14 protein-coding genes are annotated in these 17,413 nt (G+C 65.7%); 6 read left to right on the top strand and 8 right to left on the bottom strand.

The annotated features are described in order from the left end of the window. Position 1 precedes the first annotated feature (1 nt). Together rnd and XM1_RS24200 are read right to left on the bottom strand one after the other, a co-directional pair. Complete coding sequence (gene rnd / locus XM1_RS17080; RefSeq protein WP_068435599.1) at positions 2-1,195, bottom strand: ribonuclease D; 1,194 nt, start codon at positions 1,193-1,195, stop codon at positions 2-4. 49 nt (positions 1,196-1,244) lie between these two features. After that, positions 1,245-1,838, bottom strand: coding sequence for a response regulator (locus tag XM1_RS24200; RefSeq protein WP_068435597.1), 594 nt, complete (start codon positions 1,836-1,838; stop codon positions 1,245-1,247). A gap of 184 nt (positions 1,839-2,022) precedes the next feature. On the opposite strand from XM1_RS24200, the gene aspS reads away from it, so the two are divergent. Beyond that, the gene (gene aspS, locus XM1_RS17070) at positions 2,023-3,819 is read left to right on the top strand and encodes an aspartate--tRNA ligase (protein WP_068437971.1); all 1,797 of its coding nucleotides are present in this window, start codon (positions 2,023-2,025) and stop codon (positions 3,817-3,819) included. Between the two features lie 549 nt (positions 3,820-4,368). Then, positions 4,369-5,052, top strand: coding sequence for a hypothetical protein (locus tag XM1_RS24195; protein ID WP_156428765.1), 684 nt, complete (start codon positions 4,369-4,371; stop codon positions 5,050-5,052). 162 nt (positions 5,053-5,214) lie between these two features. Here the strand turns inward: XM1_RS24195 and XM1_RS17060 are convergent, their stop codons facing one another. Both XM1_RS17060 and XM1_RS17055 read right to left on the bottom strand, forming a co-directional pair. Further along, positions 5,215-5,700 carry a hypothetical protein gene (locus tag XM1_RS17060; protein ID WP_068435593.1) on the bottom strand — a complete coding sequence of 162 codons (486 nt, stop codon included), beginning with the start codon at positions 5,698-5,700 and terminating at the stop codon, positions 5,215-5,217. Beyond that, on the bottom strand, positions 5,697-5,957 hold the full coding sequence (locus XM1_RS17055; RefSeq protein WP_068435591.1) for a hypothetical protein: 261 nt from the start codon (positions 5,955-5,957) through the stop codon (positions 5,697-5,699). The genes XM1_RS17060 and XM1_RS17055 overlap by 4 nt, the downstream gene beginning before the upstream one ends. A gap of 221 nt (positions 5,958-6,178) precedes the next feature. Here XM1_RS17055 and XM1_RS17050 point away from each other — a divergent pair, with 221 nt between their 5' ends. Together XM1_RS17050 and XM1_RS17045 are read left to right on the top strand one after the other, a co-directional pair. Beyond that, on the top strand, positions 6,179-6,985 hold the full coding sequence (locus XM1_RS17050; protein WP_068435589.1) for a cell envelope integrity EipB family protein: 807 nt from the start codon (positions 6,179-6,181) through the stop codon (positions 6,983-6,985). A gap of 85 nt (positions 6,986-7,070) precedes the next feature. After that, a complete protein-coding gene (locus tag XM1_RS17045) occupies positions 7,071-8,138 on the top strand; it encodes a hypothetical protein (protein WP_068435587.1) in 1,068 nt (355 codons plus the stop codon). 167 nt (positions 8,139-8,305) lie between these two features. Here XM1_RS17045 and XM1_RS17040 read toward each other — a convergent pair whose 3' ends face one another. The 3 genes from XM1_RS17040 to XM1_RS17030 form a co-directional block, all read right to left on the bottom strand. Continuing rightward, positions 8,306-9,259: a GGDEF domain-containing response regulator gene (locus tag XM1_RS17040; protein WP_231920561.1), complete on the bottom strand. Its 954-nt coding sequence runs from the start codon at positions 9,257-9,259 to the stop codon at positions 8,306-8,308. Positions 9,260-9,386: 127 nt separating this feature from the next. Beyond that, on the bottom strand, positions 9,387-10,277 hold the full coding sequence (locus XM1_RS17035; RefSeq protein WP_231920560.1) for a response regulator: 891 nt from the start codon (positions 10,275-10,277) through the stop codon (positions 9,387-9,389). 174 nt (positions 10,278-10,451) lie between these two features. Continuing rightward, entirely contained in the window at positions 10,452-12,278 is a 1,827-nt protein-coding gene (locus XM1_RS17030) for a long-chain fatty acid--CoA ligase (protein ID WP_068435577.1), read from the bottom strand. A gap of 66 nt (positions 12,279-12,344) precedes the next feature. Here XM1_RS17030 and XM1_RS17025 point away from each other — a divergent pair, with 66 nt between their 5' ends. Continuing rightward, positions 12,345-14,132, top strand: coding sequence for a M3 family oligoendopeptidase (locus tag XM1_RS17025; RefSeq protein ID WP_068435569.1), 1,788 nt, complete (start codon positions 12,345-12,347; stop codon positions 14,130-14,132). A 58-nt stretch (positions 14,133-14,190) separates the two neighbouring features. Beyond that, positions 14,191-15,213: a fumarylacetoacetate hydrolase family protein gene (locus tag XM1_RS17020; RefSeq protein ID WP_068435567.1), complete on the top strand. Its 1,023-nt coding sequence runs from the start codon at positions 14,191-14,193 to the stop codon at positions 15,211-15,213. A 9-nt stretch (positions 15,214-15,222) separates the two neighbouring features. Here the strand turns inward: XM1_RS17020 and XM1_RS17015 are convergent, their stop codons facing one another. Then, entirely contained in the window at positions 15,223-17,373 is a 2,151-nt protein-coding gene (locus XM1_RS17015) for a methyl-accepting chemotaxis protein (protein WP_068435565.1), read from the bottom strand. Positions 17,374-17,413 lie beyond the last annotated feature (40 nt).

Here is a 17,413-nt window from a genome sequence, read left to right as displayed (position 1 = left end):
GTCAGTCGGCCGCCGCCGGCTCGGTACACGCTTCCACCGGCTCGATGGGCACGGTGCGCAGCCGCCTTCCGTCGGTGCAGAAGCCCAGGCCCAGGCGGCCGTGCTTGAGCCTCAGCGCGTCCTCGCCGAACAGCTCGCGCCGCCAGCCGTGCAGGGCGGGGACGTCGGCATCGTCGTCGGCGGCGATGGCGTCGATGTCGGCGGAATTGGCGATCAGCTTGCCCGCCACCCCGTGCTCGTCGCACTTCATCTTGAGCAGCACCTTCAAGAGCTCGACCACCGGTCCCAGGCCCTTGGGCACTTCCACCCGGTCGCCGGGCTTGGGGCAGTCGGATTCGGGCAGCGCCATGCCGCGCTTGACCGCGTCGAGGATGGCCAGGCCCATCTTGCCCTCCACCAGGCCCTTGCCGATGCCGCGCGTGCGGCCCAGCTCGGCCGTGTCGGTGGGATGGTGGGCGGCGATCTCGGTCAGGGTCTCGTCACGCAGGATGCGCTGGCGCGGCAGGTCGCGCTCCTGGGCCTCGCGCTCGCGCCAGGCGGCCAGTTCCTTCAGGACGCCCAGGAAGCGGGGCGAGGTGGAGCGGGGCTTCAACCGCCGCCAGGCGTTCTCCGGGTCCACCCGGTAGGTGCCGGGCTCGGTCAGCAGGGCCATTTCCTCGGCCAGCCATTCGATGCGGCCGTTCTTTTCCAGCTTGCGCACCAGCTTCTCGTAGGCGACGCGCAGATGGGTGACGTCGGCCAGGGCGTACTGGACCTGCTTTTCCGACAGCGGGCGCATGGACCAGTCGGTGAAGCGCATGGATTTGTCGATGCGGGCCTTGGCCAGCTGCGAGGCCAGGGTCTCGTAGCCCACCGCGTCGCCGAAGCCGCAGACCATGGCGGCGATCTGGGTGTCGAAGATGGGGGTCGGGATGGCGTCGGCCAGATGCAGGAAGATTTCCACGTCCTGGCGGGCGGCGTGGAACACCTTCAAGACGTTGGTGTCGGCCATCAGCTCGAACAGCGGCGCCAGGTCCATGCCCGGGGCCAGGGGATCGATGGCGCGTGCCTCGTCGGGGCCGGCGACCTGCACCAGGCAGAGCTGCGGCCAGTACGTCTTCTCCCGCATGAATTCGGTGTCGACGGTGACGAACGGGGCGGATTTCAGTCGGCGGCAAAAAGCCGCAAGCGACACGGTGTCGGAGATCATCGGCATGGCTGCCACAGATACACCCTGGCGGGCGATCCGGCAAGCGGGCGGCTTCTCAAGCGGCGGCGTATCCCGCACGCTTGCGGTCCAGGGCTTCGCGGGTCATGCGGATCAGGTCGCGCAACTCGTCGCGGCTCATGCCCGACAGCGTGGTCTCACGCAGGGGATTGGGCACCGGAACGCGGGCGGCGGGCGGCGAGCCGGGACGCATGCCCCGCGCCCGGCGGTCGGGGCCCACATAGGTCTCGGTGACCACAAAGCAGCGGCGCTTGCGGGTCAGCTCGGTGATACGCTCGGCGACCTTCACCGGATCGACGGGCTTTTCCAAAATGGCGTCGGGGCCGCAATCGAGCAGGCGGGCCAGATGCTCGGTCTGGGCCAGCGAGGTCATCAGCACCGTCACCGCGAAGGCGTTCTCGGTCCCCACCCCCCTGCGCATGTCGCGGACCATGGCGCAGGTGGCCTCCACGTCGGAATCTGCGTCCATCACCAGAAGATCGATCATCTCGGAATCGTCCAGGGGGTCGTCCTGGTCCGAGACGCGTAGCGTCCGGCAGCCCAGCACCCCAAGGGTGCGGGCGACCACGTCGCGGCTGCGGGAATCGAGATTGCGCAGAAGGGCGCGCATACCTGTGGCGTTGTGGGTCATGGCTCACCATCCTGGCAAGATTCGACGAACCTTCTGGTCGCCGGCATCCCGTCCACGCTCCGGCCGGGGGGCAAGAACGAGTTTGCTGCCCGACTCGTAAATAATGGGTTATCCCGCCTTGACAAAATATGGCCCGGGATGCCTTCTTCCCGCTTTGAATTGGCGCATCGCGTACGAGGGTTTCATGCACGTCTATCGGTCACACACCTGCGGTCAGTTGAAGGCGGCGGATGCCGGCATCCAGGCTCGGCTGTCCGGCTGGGTTCATCGCAAGCGCGACCACGGCAATCTGCTGTTCGTCGACCTGCGCGACCATTACGGCCTGACCCAGTGCGTCATCGACATCTCCAGCCCGGTGTTCGCCACCCTGGAGAAGGCCCGGCCCGAAAGTGTCATCACCGTCACCGGCAAGGTGGTCAAGCGCTCGGCCGAGACCGTCAATCCCCGCCTGCCCACCGGCGAGATCGAGATGCAGGTCTCCGAGATCGAGATCCAGTCCATCGCCGACGTGCTGCCCATCCAGGTGGCCGGCGACCAGGAATACCCCGAGGACATGCGCCTCAAGTATCGCTTCCTCGACCTGCGCCGCGAGGACGTCCACGCCAACATGATGCTGCGCTCGCGCGTGATCGCTTATCTGCGCCAGGCCATGATCGGCCAGGGCTTCACCGAGTTCCAGACCCCGATCCTGACCGCCAGCAGCCCGGAAGGCGCCCGCGACTACCTGGTGCCGAGCCGTCTGCATCCCGGCAAGTTCTACGCCCTGCCCCAGGCGCCGCAGCAGTTCAAGCAGCTGCTCATGGTCGCCGGCTTCGACAAGTACTTCCAGATCGCGCCCTGCTTCCGTGACGAGGCCGGCCGCGCCGACCGCTCGCCGGGCGAGTTCTACCAGCTCGACTTCGAGATGAGCTACGTGACCCAGGACGACGTGTTCAACGCCATCGAGCCGGTGCTGGAAGGCGTGTTCAAGGAATTCGGCAAGGGCCGCGCCGTCACCCCGGCGCCGTTCCCCCGCATCACCTATGCCGACGCCATGCTGAAATACGGCTCGGACAAGCCCGACCTGCGCAATCCCATCGTCATCGCCGACGTGACCGAGCCCTTCCGGGGTTCCGGCTTCGGCCTGTTCGCCAAGCTGGTGGACAAGGGCAACGTGGTGCGCGCCATTCCCGCGCCGGGTGCCGCCGGCCAGCCGCGCTCGTGGTTCGACAAGCTGAACGACTGGGCGCGCGAGAACGGCGCCGGCGGCCTGGGCTACATCCAGTTCGCCGCCGACGGTCCGAAAGGACCGATCGCCAAGAACCTGGAGCCCGCCCGGGTCGAGGCCATCAAGGCCGCCGCCAACCTCAAGGACGGCGATGCGGTGTTCTTCGCCTGCGACAAGGAACTGCCCGCCGCCAAGTTCGCCGGCGCGGTCCGCACCAAGATCGGCAACGAGCTGGACCTGCTGGAAAAGGACGTCTTCAAGTTCTGCTGGACCGTGGACTTCCCCATGTACGAGCTGAACGAGGAAACCGGCCTGGTCGAGTTCTCCCACAACCCGTTCTCCATGCCCCAGGGCGAGATGGACGCGCTCCTCAACCAGGACCCGCTGACCATCAAGGCCTTCCAGTACGACATCATCTGCAACGGCGTCGAACTGTCGTCGGGCGCCATCCGTAACCACCGCCCCGACATCATGTACAAGGCCTTCGAGATCGCCGGCTATTCCGCCGCCCACGTGGAAGAGCATTTCGGCGGCATGCTCAACGCCTTCAAGTTCGGCGCGCCGCCCCACGGCGGCTCGGCCCCCGGCGTCGACCGCATCGTCATGCTGCTGGCCGACCAGCCCAACATCCGCGAGATCATCCTGTTCCCCATGAACCAGCAGGCCCAGGACCTCCTGATGCAGGCCCCCGCCGAGGTCACCATGGAACGCCTGCGCGAGCTCCACCTCAAGGTGGACCTGCCCAAGCCGAAGAAAGAAGTGAAGGAGGGCTGAGGGCCCTTCCGTCCTGTCGAAGTGAGGAAGGGGGCCTTCATGGCCCCCTTTTTCATGGGCGCTGCCCATGCCCGCCAAAGTTTGGGAGCCCGTTGGTTGGAGAGAGTTGTGGCGAGCTGTCATCCCGACGACCATCGGGAGGAGGGATCTCATCCTGCTCCATGGTGTTCGGGTCGATTCAGGCGGAGATCCATCGGCTTCGCTCGGGATAACATGGCAAATGGAGGATGCCATTGATCCGTGTATGCGGTTGGCGTATGCCATTTTTATGGGCGTAGTGCGGAATGGAGAGAGCAAGAGTGATGGGTAGCGCTGCCGAAAGGATCATGCAGGGCCTGGGCGAAGCCCTGGTCCATGCCCAGGGGGGGCGGTTGCCGACCTGGTGCTTCACATTTTCGCCCAGACGGACGTCTCCGCCATCCGCCGCCGCACTCCGGAAGGCCCCGCCCGCCCGTGTGCTGCTGGCCATGCAGGACCGCAATCCGAGGATTGTTGAAGAGACGTTGGTGTAGGGGGATTGATCTGAGTGGTCGTGATGGGACCGATGCAATGATAGATCTTCACCGCATTTCATTACAGACCCAAGAGATTGATGATGTGGAGACATTACAGTTCTGCCATGATCTCAGATCAGTAATGACCAGCTTGCATCAAGGAATGCCTGTTGTTGGGCCTTGGATGGAAGCTAGAGTAAAACAGATGATCCGCGATTGGCTGCCATCAGGATGGTGTATTTCTGGCCCGTCCCAGATATTTAGGCGTGAGCGTGAAGGTGTTCGCTCAAGGAGTTGGGATATCATCATCCATAAAATTCCTGTAGTGGGGTGCGATATACCTCCTCCGGCTTCTGCTCATGATGGTTATCCCCTGTTGCCGGTTGAGTTGGTCGCCGCTGTGATTGATACAAAAACAAACTTCAGTGATCCAATGGCGTATGCTAGGCAGCCTGTATTTAACTTAATGAATAATTCTGTGGAGGCGCAGCTAGATTTTATTGGTAATGACATATTGAAAGTGATCTTTGCGGCGTCGTCGTTACGGAGTGCAGACTCAATATTTGAGTCTGGAAACGCCGTCGGATTACTATCAGTTTCATTGGGACGTTACCGTGCGGGGCCCGTTGCGGATGGCCTGCAAAGGAAAACGGAGTGGTGGCTTGAGCGGCTCAATGACGGCCGCTCTCCGCTTCAGGTTTTGAAGGCGGCGTTGATGGCGCGTGTCCAAGCTGCTTGAAAGATATGTCTAAGAGCTTATTCGGCCTAAATCCGAGGTTCCCAAAGGGCCGCGCCCTTTGGCGGGTTTGGGCGGAGCCCAAGAAGCCTCCGAAGGAGTCCCTCCCCCCCCTGCCTGCCGTGCGTGAAAGATCCTTCGCGCTGCTCAGGATGACAGCCTGGGTCAGGCGCTCATCTTCACCGGCGGCTGGGTTTGCCAGTTGAGTTTGGCCAGGGCGTTCTCGGCGATGCGGACCTGGTCGGCGTCGGGGTTGTATTTGCGTTCGAATTCGACGCGGGATTCCCAGCGGGCCAGCATGTCCTTGGGGTGGTCGGGGCGGGCCGGTTCGCCGGTCAGGGCGCCGATGGTTTCGTCGTAGCGGGGGTGGAGCTCGGTGGGGAAGCCGATCATCTGGAACTCGTCCCAGGACAGGGTGCCTTCCATGTAGAGCTCGTGGGTGACGTCGGCGAATTCCTTGGGCGAGATGTTGCGCAGGTCGAAGCGCGGCTCGGGCGGGGCCGAGGGCGGCGGCAGGGCGACCAGGGGCTCGGGCGGCGTCTCAGTGGCGGATTGCTTCTCGACCCCGTTGCCCAGGCGCGGCTCCAGGCGCTGCGCTTCGGGCGGCGGGCGGTCGGAGAACAGGCGCAGAAGGGTCGATCCGATATTCATGGCGTCTTTTCGGCGGGCTGCAGGGTGGCGTGGCGATAGGGTTCCAGTTCGGGGGCGGCCAGCAGGGTGTGGAACTGTTCGACGGACAAGGTGCCTTCGGCGAACAGTTCGCCGACCAGGGCGGCCACCTCCCTGGCATCGGGATGGGTGGGCGGCGCGGCGGGCGGCATCAGCGGCGAGGTGCCCATGACGGTCGAGGCGACGTCGGGGGCGCGCAGCAGGGCTTCCATCCAGTCGGGTGAAAATTCGAATGTCATTCGCCACCTCCTCCAAAAGCCGGGGCCCGAACCCAATGTCTTAAGATGCAGGTCGCGTGCCAGGCCAAACCGGCGGAAAACCGGCGTTCCGGCGGGCGGCGAGCCGCCGTGGCGGGAAAATCCTGCCGGAAGGCCAGGAAAATTCTGCCGGGCCCGGTCTGTTCTGGTGGGCGGACGCGGGCGGTGTATAATGATTACGGGATTTCCCGTCGGAGGATTTGATGAAGCGCAGTATTGGGGTGGTGTCGGGGTGCCTCGTCTCCGCATTGGCGATTGTCGGGGCCGAGGCGGCTCATGCCGCTGAACTGGCCTCCCATCGCGCCACCTACCGTATGGGATTGTCGGCTTCGCGCTCGGGCAGCGGCATGGCCAACGCCAACGGCGCCTGGACCTATCAGTTCATCGACGCCTGCGACGGCTGGATCACCGAATTCCGGCTGGTGATCACCTATGCCTATTCCGAGGGTGGGCAGGTGGCGACCACCACCGATTTCCTGGGCTGGGAATCCAAGGACGGCCTCAATTACCGCTTCCGGGTGCGCCAGTCGCGCGAGGGGCAGGTGACCGAGGAGGTGGAGGGCTCGGCCAAGCTCAAGGGCGTCGGGCAGGGCGGAATCGCCAGCTATACCAGGCCCGAGGCGCGGACCATCAAGCTGCCCAAGGGGACGCTGTTTCCCACCGCCCACACCATCCGGCTGATCGAGACCGCCAACAAGGGCGGCCGCATCCTGGCGCGGCCGCTGTTCGACGGGCAGGGCGAGGAGGGCGCGCTGGAGACCAGCGCCCAGATCGGCCGTGCCATGGCGCCGCAGCCCGCCACCATCAGCAGCCCATTGCTCAATTCGCCGGCCTGGCCCATGCGCATGGCGTTCTTCCCCATGGGCAGCACCGATCCCCTGCCGGAATTCGAGATGTCGCTCAACTATCACGCCAACGGCGTGGCGGAGGATATCGAGCAGATCTTCAAGACGTTCAGCCTGAAAGGGCGTCTTGAATCCATCGAGATCCTGCCTCGAACGAAGTGTTAACCCTGGGCGCCTAGACTACCCTCGCGAGCGCATGCGCTCGGGTTGAGTCCGGGCCCAGAAGGGGCCTCGCGAAAGGAGAATCCCATTGACCTCGTCCCCGCCCGCCGAGCCCGGCGCCGAGATTGCGCGCCTAGGCGCCCTGGCCGCCGACTTCCGCCGCCGCCTGGAATTCGATCCCGGTATCATCTATCCCGCCCATGCCGAGTGCCTGTGGCAATTGGGCAATCTGCAGATCGCCGGCGGCGACGCCGATGCCGGTCTGCTGGCGGTCTCGGAATCGCTGGCGCTTTATCGCGCCCTGGCCCAGGCCCAGCCCGAATCCTATGCGGTTCAGCTGGCCTCGCTGCTCAATTCCCAATCCAACCTGCTGGCCGAGGCCTCCCATCTGGAGGAGGCGCAGGCGGTAGGCGCCGACGCGGTGGACCGTGCCCGCCAGGCCATGGAAAGCCGTCCCGACCAGGCGCGCTTCGTCCTGGTCTCGTCGCTGATCAACCTGGCCGGGCTCAAGATGCGTTGCGGCGACACCGCCGGCACCGTCGATGAACTGGCCCAGGCGGTGGACGTCTTCAGGGGCGGCGGCGAGGTCGGTCAGCAATTTCTCGGCTCCATGGTCGAGGCCCTGCATCGCGCCGCCATGGCCTTCACCGAAATCGGCCTGTGGCCCGAGGCCATCGATACCCGCCGGCTGCTGATCGGCCTGTTCGGCGAATCGCCGCCGGCCGCCGTGATCCAATTGCTGGTGCTGACCCTGCAGCAGGCCTCGGCGGCCCTGGCCGGGGCCGGTCAGGCCGACAAGGCCCTGGCCCACGCCTCCGAGGCGGTAGATCTGGCCCGCATGCTGTTCCAGGCGGACAGCGCCGCCCATCGTCTCTCCCTGGCCCAGGCCACGGGAAACCTGGCCGGACGCTGCCACGATGCCGGACGTTTCAAGGAGGGGCTCGACCGTTCGCTCGAGGCGGTCGACCTGTTCCACGAGGTGGTCGGCGTCGACCCGGTGCATGCGGTGCCGTCGCTGATCGTGACCCTGGACAGCATGGCGGCCATCCTGGCGGCCCTGGAACTGCCGGAACAGGCCGCCACCGTGCGCGACCAGCGGGCGCAGCTGCAGGAAACCCTGGATCTCATCGCGCCCCGCTCCGAGGTTCCTGCCTAGGGCGGGCGGGACGCCCGCGCTCCCAGGGGGAGCGCTTTCATTTCGAAAGGGCGGGCGGGACGCCCGTGCTCCCAGGGGGAGCGCTTTCATTTCGAAAGGGCGGGCGGGACGCCCGTGCTCCAAGGGGGGGCGTTGTTTCGGAGCGCGGGCGTCTCGCCCGCAGGCTCTCAGGCGAAGCGGAAGCCGTTGCCGCCCAGGCGCTTGACCTGATACATGGCGGCATCGGCCAGACGCAGCATTTCCGCCGGCGTTTCGGTGTCGTCGGGATTGACGGCGATGCCGATGGAGCAGGTCAGCGGGCCGGGCAAATCCTCCTCGGCGGCGGCCTTGGCGGCGATATTGTCCTTCACCACGGCGCACAGCCGCATCAGGCTCTGCTTGTCGCGGATGTTCTTCAAGATGGCCACGAACTCGTCGCCGCCGGCCCGCGCCACCGTGTCGCTGGACCGCATGGAGCAGACCAGCGCGTTGGCGGCGGCACGGATGTAGCGGTCGCCGGCCTCGTGGCCCTTGGTGTCGTTGACGTGTTTCAGGCGGTCGAGATCGACCACCATCACCGCGTATTTCTCGCCGTGGCGGGCGGAGAAGCGGTGAACCTCGTCCAGGCGGTCGAAGAACAGATGGCGGTTGGCCAGTCCGGTCAGCGGGTCGTAAAGCGCCCTTTGGCGCAGGCGCATTTCCTTGTACTTGCGATAGATGGCGTACTGGATGGCCCGGTTCAGGTCGCTTTCGGCGAAGCGTCCCTTCACTACGTAATCGTCGGCGCCGTAGCGCAGGGCCTCGAGCATGGTGTCGCGGTCGTCCAGCGCGCTGATGACGATCACCGGGGTCTCGACGCTTCCGAAGTCGATGCGGGTCAGCACGTCCTTGGCGTTGCCGCCCTTGACCATGTAGTCCAGCAGGCAGATGTCGAAACGGCCGGAACTCAGCAGGTCGATGGCGCCCTGGCAGTCAACCGCCCGTTCCAGTTCGAGGTCTTTGCCGTACAGGCTGTGCAGGACGTGTTGGCAATAGGTGAAGTGGACCAGATCGTCCTCGACCACCAGAACGTGGAACGGCGATTTGGCGCACACTTCCTCGGGGTCTTGGAATGCCAGGGTGTCGGAATCGCCGATCAGCATATGCAGTGTCCCCCAAAAAAGCAGGGGCGACAGGGTGAAAGTCCCCGAATAACCATAATTTAGCACTGGCCCAGGACGTATTCCAGGGGCGCTTGGCAAAAGGCTTTAATACTGAAGTCGATAGTTGTTATCGCGAACTATAGGTGCCGGAAATTCGTCGCGATGTCTGCGTGACTGTTTCAATGTCTGAAAAGATGACATTGCTTGGGGTGGCTTTCAACCTGCGGCACAATTCGGTTAGCCCGTCGATGGTCTCTGTGGCGTGGCCCAGTTGCTTGGCGACCCGATTGGACAATTCCGTGGTCACCTGCTCGAGCTTCAGCAGGCTGCGATAGGTGCTCTCCGGGGTCATCTTGCCTTCGCGGGCGCTGACGGTCAGCGCGTTGCACTCCCAGTCCATGGTCGCGGCCAGGCGCTTGATGCGCTCGATGCCGATGGCGACGATGGAATCCTGCTTCAGCCGGTCGTAGCGGTCGCGGGGCAGATTGGTGCCCCGCGCCCTCACCGGGTTGGGGACCTGGAACTGGGTGGCCGAGGTGGCGCCCGGGCGCGGCGCGGCGCGGCGGTCGGGGCCGATGTAATCGTGGGTCACAACGAAGGGCTTGCGCCGCTCGACCAGCACCCTGAGACGGCTCATCAACTGGTCGGGGGCGAAGGGAATCAGCAGCAGGTCGTCAGGGCCGCAATCGATGGCCGAGCGCACCTTGGGCTCCTCGCGCGACGCCAGCAGCATCACCGTCAGGATGAAGGGATCGCGGCCCAGGCTGCCGGACCGCAACTCGCGCATGATGAAGGTGGAATCGTTGGCCTCGATTTCCTGGTTCAGCACCAGGAAGTCGTGATCGCCTTCCTTGCAGGCCTGATGGGCGGCCAGGAAGGTGCTGGCCTCCATGATCTCACGGATGCCGACATTGTTCAGCGCCAGCCGAATTCCCTGGCGGATGGGCAAGCTCGGCTCGCACACCAGGGCCTTGACCTTTGACAAGTCGACATTGGCCGGGGCCGGGGCCAGGGGCATTGCGGGGAGTGCTTGTGACATCTGTCCAGGCGGTCTCGGAGGCTCAATCTTGGAAGCGAGAACGTTTTAAAGCAAGCTTTCGTCAAAAAGCAATACGGAAGGATAGGGACGCTGCGCAATCCATGAGTGAGGGATTTTTGTTAACAGTCCATTCGCTATCTGTTGGCAAAGCTTTCACTGGAAAGCCTGATTCCGGCTCTGTGACTTCTCTTCATAAAGACCATCCAGCGCAGCTCCGTAAATCGCCCTGATTTGATGGCGGCGTATCTTGAGGGTTGGAGTCAACATTCCGTTATCTATATCGAAAGGACTGGTGGCGATCATGAAACGGCGGATTTTCTCGATTGGAGAAAGTTGGCGATTCACCCGGTCGATTACCAGGGTCAGCGCCTTGCGCAAATCGTCGCAGGTCAGCAACTGATCGACGGATTCCGTCCGGCCGTTCGCCTCGGCCCAGGATTGCGCCCATTCGCGGTCGGGAACGATCAGGGCGACCAGATGGGGGCGGCGGTCGCCGTGGACCATGGCCTGGGCGATTTCCGGCTCCAGCGTCAGGAAGCCCTCGATGCGCTGGGGCGCCACGTTGTCGCCGCCTGAATTGACGATGATGTCCTTCTTGCGGTCAGTGATGCGCAAGCGTCCGTCGGCGTCGATCTCGCCGATGTCGCCGGTGTGCAGCCACCCTTCGGAATCGATGGCCTGGGCGGTGGCGGCGCCGTCGCGCCAGTAGCCCCGCATCACCAGCTCGCCCCGGACCAGGATTTCGCCGTCGCCGGCGATCCTGAGATCGACGCCCAGCATGGGGGGGCCCACGGTTTCGATGCGGTTGTGGTCCGGCCGGTTGACGGCGATGACCGGGGCCGCCTCGGTCTGGCCGTAGCCCTGCAGGATGCGCACGCCCAGCGCCAGGAAGAAGGCGCCCACCTCGTAGGGCAGGGGGGCGCCGCCCGAGACGAAGGCCTTGAGCCGGCCGCCGAAGCGGGCGCGGACCTTGTCGCGCACCAGCCGCTCCAGCACCCGGTCGGCCAGCCGGTCGAGCGGGCCGAGGCGGCGGCCTTCCATACGCCGCGTGCCCAGGTCCAGCGCCGCCATGAACAGGCGGCGGCGCAGCGGGCTGACCCGGGACAAGCCTTTCAGGATGCGCGCCCGCATGGTCTCGTACAGGCGCGGCACCGCGGTCATGATGGTGGGCGACACCTCGGCCATGTTGGAGGCCAGAACCTCGATTCCTTCGGCGTAGCGGATCTCGGCGCCGATGGAGATGGGGAAGTAAAGGCCGGCGGTGTGCTCGTAGGCGTGCGACAGCGGCAGGAAGGACAGGAAGACCTCGTCCTCCAGGCCCAGTTCGCGCAGCACGTCGGCGGCGCCCATGCAATTGCACAGAATAGCGCCGTGGGACAGCATCACGCCCTTGGGCACGCCGCCGGTCCCCGAGGTGTAGATCAGGCAGGCGGTGTCGTCGCGCTTCAGGCCGGCGACCGTGCCGCGGATGTCGTCCGCCCTGTGCCGTCCCAGTTCCAGCACCGCGTCCCAGGCGTGGACGTCCACGCCGGGGGACTGGGCCAGGGCCAGGGGCTCCATGGCGATCAGGGCGGGCGCCTGGGCCGAGCGGGCGGCGGCGGGCAGGACGCGCTCGGCCAGCGGACGGGTGGAGACGATCACCAGCCGGGCGCCGGAATTGTCCAGGATGTGCAGGTGGTCGGCGACGGTGTTGGTGGTGTAGGCCGGCACGCTGATGCCGCCGGCCGCCATGATGGCCAGATCGGCCACGGCCCATTCGGGGCGGTTCTCGGCCACCAGCATGACCCGGTCGCCGGGTTCCAGGCCCAGGGCGCGCAGGCCGGCGGCCAGCGCCAGGACGCGCTCCGCCGTTTCGGCCCACGACAGCGCCTGCCAGACGCCGTCCGCCTTGTGGCCGAGGAAGGGGCGTGCGGAAAGGCGCTCCGCCTGGCCCAGGAACATGGCCGGCAGGCTGGTTTGCGCGGCGAAGTCAACCTCCATGCGTCGAAACTCCCTGTTCGCGCCGTGGCGGCCTCCTTATATTGTGTTGCAGCAAGGAGACAGCGAATGACCTTTGTAGCACCGGCCAACGATCTCGGCACCCTTCCCGAATGGGATCTTTCCGATCTTTACCCCGCGCCGGATTCGCCGGAGCTGGAGGCCGACCTGCAGGCGGCGTCCGCGGCCTCCCAGGCCTTCGAGGCCGCCTATGCCGGCAAGCTGGCCGGGCTGCCGGGAGCCGAGCTGGGCCGCGCCATCGCCGAGTACGAGCGTATCGGCCAGATCATCTACCGCGCCATGTCCTACGCCCAGCTGCTCTATTCCGGCGACGTCTCGGATTCCGAGCGCGGCCGCTTCTACCAGGGCATGCAGGAGCGGGTCACCGACATCTCCACCCATACCCTGTTCTTCACCCTCGAGATCAACCGTCTGGACGATTCCGTGCTGGCCGAGAAGCTGAAGGCCCCCGAGGCGGCCCATTACGGCCCCTGGCTGCGCGACCTGCGCGTCTTCCGCCCGCACCAGCTGTCGGACGAGGCCGAGAAGATGCTGCACGAGCTGCACGTGGTGGGCACGGCGGCCTGGAACCGGCTGTTCGACGAGACCATGGCCCGGCTGCGCTTTCCCCTGGGCGGCCGGGAGGTGACCTCGGCCGAGGTGCTCAACTGCCTCAGCGACAAGGACGGTGCCAGGCGCAAGGAGGCCGCCAAGTCCTTGGGCAAGGTGCTGGGCGACAACGCGCCGCTGTTCGCGCTGATCACCAACACGCTGGCCAAGGAAAAGGAGATCGAGGACAAGTGGCGCGCCTATGCCCGTCCCCAATCCTACCGCAACCTGTCCAACCAGGTTGAAGACGGCGTGGTGGACGCCCTGGTCTCGGCGGTCAAGGGCTGCTTCCCTCAATTGTCCCACCGCTACTATGCGCTAAAGGCCAAGTGGTTCGGCGTCGACAAGATGGATTACTGGGACCGCAACGCGCCGCTGCCCGACGACGACGACCGCAAGTACACGTGGGAGCAGGCGCGTGACACGGTGCTGGGCGCCTATGGGGCGTTCTCTCCGGACATGGCGGCGGTGGGCAAGAAGTTCTTCGACAACAACTGGATCGACGCCCCCGTGCGTCCCGGCAAGTCGCCCGGCGCCTTCGCCCATCCCACCGTTCCCTCGGTGCATCCCTATCTGCTGGTCAACTACCTGGGCAAGTCCCGCGACGTGATGACCCTGGCCCACGAACTGGGCCACGGCGTGCATCAGGTGCTGGCGGGCGTGCAGGGCGGGCTGATGTCCGACACGCCGCTGACGCTGGCCGAGACCGCCTCGGTGTTCGGCGAGATGCTGACCTTCCGCGCCATGCTTGAGCGCGAGACGTCCCCGAAGAGCCGCCGCATCATGCTGGCCTCCAAGGTGGAGGACATGATCAACACCGTGGTGCGCCAGGTGGCGTTCTACGAGTTCGAATCCTTGCTGCACGACGAGCGCCGCCGGGGCGAGCTGTCGCCCGAGCGCATCGGCGAATTGTGGATGAGCGTCCAGGCCGACAGCCTAGGCCCGGCCTTCCGCTTCCATGACGAGTACAAGCACTTCTGGACCTATATCCCGCACTTCGTCCACTCGCCGTTCTACGTCTACGCCTACGCCTTCGGCGATTGCCTGGTGAACTCGCTGTACTCGGTCTACGCCAAGGGCGGCATTCCCGACTTCCCCGCCAAGTACCTGGACATGCTGCGGGCCGGCGGCACGCTGCGCCACCAGGACCTGCTGGCCCCCTTCGGTCTCGATGCCGGCGACCCGCAATTCTGGCGCCAGGGCCTGGACGTGGTCATCGGCTTCATCGACGAGCTGGAGGCGATGTAGAATTCCGGACGGCTCCCCATATGGCAGTGGTCTGACCACTTCCGGAGGGAGAGCCGTCATGGATGAGAAGCGTCGCCAGTTCCTGACCCTGGGGGCCGCCGTGGCGGCGGGGGCGTTGATGCCTGCCGCTGCCGGGGCTGCCGGCCCCATTCCCAACGCCGCCGCCGGGGCGCTGCGGCTGATCACCTATTCGACGGGGGGAGGGGCGGCGCGCATCGGCGTGGTCAAGGCCTCGGGCCGCGTCGTCGACGTGGGCGCGGCGGCCAAGGCGCGCGGCATGACCCTGTCCTTCGATCCCTCGAACATGGTTTCGCTGATCGCCGCCGGTGATTTCGCCCTGGCCCAGGCCCGCCAGCTGATGCTGGAAGGCCCCGATTCCGGCCCCATGGTGTCCGACGTCCGGCTGCTGGCCCCCATTCCGGAACCGACCCGCAACGTCTACGCGGTGGGCTGGAACTATCTCGAGCATTTCAAGGAGGGCGAGGCCATGCGCCTCAAGACCGCCGAACTGCCCGAGCATCCGGTGTTCTTCTCCAAGGCGGTGGGGACCATCAACGGGCCCTACGACCCCATTCCCTATGACCCGGCGGTGTCGACCTCCATCGACTGGGAGTGCGAACTGGCGGTGATCATCGGCAAGAAGGGCAGGAACATCGCCGAGGCTGACGCCATGAAGCACGTCTTCGGCTTTTGCGTCATCAATGACACCACCGCCCGCGACGTGCAGCAGAAGAAGCACGGCGGCCAGTGGTTCAAGGGCAAGAGCCTGGACGGGCACGGACCGCTGGGCCCCTGGATCGTGCCGGCCTCGGACATCGACCACACCCGGGTCCATCTGATCACCCGCGTCAACGGCGTGGTCAAGCAGGACGCCAGCACCGAGCAGATGTACTTCAAGGTGCCGCGCATCATCGCCGAACTGTCGGCGGGATTGACGCTCGAGCCCGGCGACATCATCGCCACCGGCACGCCGCCCGGGGTGGGTGGCGCGCGCAAGCCCCCGGAATTTCTCAAGCTCGGCGACGTGATGGAGACCGAGATCGTCGAGATCGGCCTGCTCAGGAACGTGATCGGCGGATAGGAAGCGGGATCACCCCGCCATCCGGGCTTCCTCCAGGGCGGCCAGTTCGGTGGCCAGGGTCTCCAGCATGGCGACCACGGCCACCGACGCCTTGTTCATGTCGTCGATGGCGGCGAAGGCGGAATCCAGGTCGCCTTGGGCGGCATGGGTCAGCGCCCGCTTGGCCGCCGCGTGCACCTCCTGGTGCGGGGTGACCAGATTGGAATAGGCGGGCTTGCCCGAGATGGCCTTGTCGGTGATGGCGTCGTACCACTTGCCCAGGCGGCAATTGTGGTGGTCGGGCACACCGTCGGCCTTCAGGTCCGTACGGCCCAGCACGCCGTCCAGCACCCGGCGCTTGAAGGCGATGTGGTCGTTCTTGGCGATCTCCACCAGCAGGGCGCCCGAGCCCAACTGGGCGTAGTTGCCCACCTGGGAATCCAGGTGCTGGCTCATGCGGCCCATGGCTTCCAGCACGTCGCCCAGCAGCTTGTTGTTGGCCTGGGTCAGGCTGACCACCTGGGTGGTGCCGTCGGCCAGCTTTCCGGCGGTGTCCGACTGGCTGTCCAGCACGTGGGAGATGGTGCTCATGCTGGTCTGCACCGAGCCCACCTGATCGGCGATGCCGTGCAGGCGCTCGCCCAGCGCGCCCACCAGCGAGCGGCCTTCGGTGACCGCTCCGGTGCTTTCGTCGATGGCGCCGACGATGGCCCCCATCTCGCCCTGCAATCCCTCGATGCGCGAGCGGATGTCCACCGTGGCTTTGGCGGTCTGGTTGGCCAGGTTCTTGACCTCGCCCGCCACCACGGCGAACCCTTTTCCCGCCTCGCCGGCACGCGCCGCCTCGATGGTGGCGTTCAAGGCCAGCAGGTTGGTCTGGCCGGCGACCGTCTCGATGGCGGTGACGATCTCGCCGATCTGGGCCGAGGCCTCGGCCAGCCCCTGGACCTTATGGCCGGCAGCGTTGACCGCGGCGACGATGCGCTCGAAGGCCGACAGCGCCTCCTGGCTGGCGTTCAGGCCGGTGACCGCCGCCTGTCCGGCTTCGCCCGCGCCTTGGGCGGCCTGGGAGGAATCGGCGTTGATGGCCTCGATGGACTCGCGCATTTCGTCCACCGCCTGGGCCATGCGGCCCACCTCGGCGGTGGACATGTCGATTTCGCGCTTCATGCGCGACAGGGTGATCATCGCCTCGTTGCCCAGCATGGCCGCCTGGACCAGTGAGCGCAGCATGTCGCGCTGCATGATGAAGCGGTCGTGGTCGGCCTTCTTGCGCGCCGCCTGGCGCTCGGCTTCAGCGGCGTCGAGACGGCTGCGGGTCTCGGCCATCTCGCCCAGCACCTCGGCCACCTCGCGGAACTCGTCCCTGCGCTGGGGGCTGAGTTGCATGGCGTCGCCCGCCTCGCCGGTGCGCAGGGTGTTGACGTCGTGATGCAGCGCCCTGAACCCCGACGAGACGCTGCCGGTGATCAGCAGGCCAAGGCCGCCCACCACCGCCAGGATGGCGGCCAGCAGCATGCCGCGCTGGGCCAGTTCGGCCTTGAAGGCGGTGTCGATGTCGTCGATGTAGACGCCCGAGCCGATCAGCCAGCCCCATTGGGGAAAGCCTTTGACGTAGGACATCTTGGGATAGGTCTCGGTGGTGACGCCGCCGCCCTCCTTGGGCTTGGGCCAGTCATAGGTGACGTAGCCCTGTCCGGCCTTGTCGACCACCGTGACGAAGGCCCCGAACAGGTTGACGTTGTTCAGCGGCTCGAACGGGCCGGAATTGCCGGTCCGCATGGAGGTGGCCTTGTTGAACTTGGCATCGTCGAGGATCTTGCCGTCCAGCTGGGGCGAGATGGGGTGCATGACGATTCGGGGCACCGGCTTGCCCATGTCGTTCATCCACAGATACTCGACCTTTTCGTAGCGCATCTTCTTGATGGCGCCCATGGCGGCGGCCTTGGCCTGATCCTCGCTCATGCGGCCCTGTTTCGCCTCTTCGGCGTAATGGTCGAGCACGCCCGAAGCGGCCTCGACCACGTGGCGCAGCTTGACCTCGCGCGCCGCCACCATCTCTTCCTTAAGTTGAAGCGAATCGGCGACGAAGACGGCGGCGAGGCCTGCCAGGGGCAGGCCGCCCAAAAGCCACAGACGCGTGGTGATCCGCAGCCCGGACAGGGCGTCGAGCATTCCCATGGTTCCAGCCTCCCTTGGCGCGCCCGGTTCATGCCGGCGC

Source organism: Magnetospirillum sp. XM-1, from assembly GCF_001511835.1.
Taxonomy (GTDB): domain Bacteria; phylum Pseudomonadota; class Alphaproteobacteria; order Rhodospirillales; family Magnetospirillaceae; genus Phaeospirillum.
The sequence above is the reverse complement of the archived record's forward strand: the minus strand, read 5'-3'. Positions and strand labels throughout refer to the sequence as shown.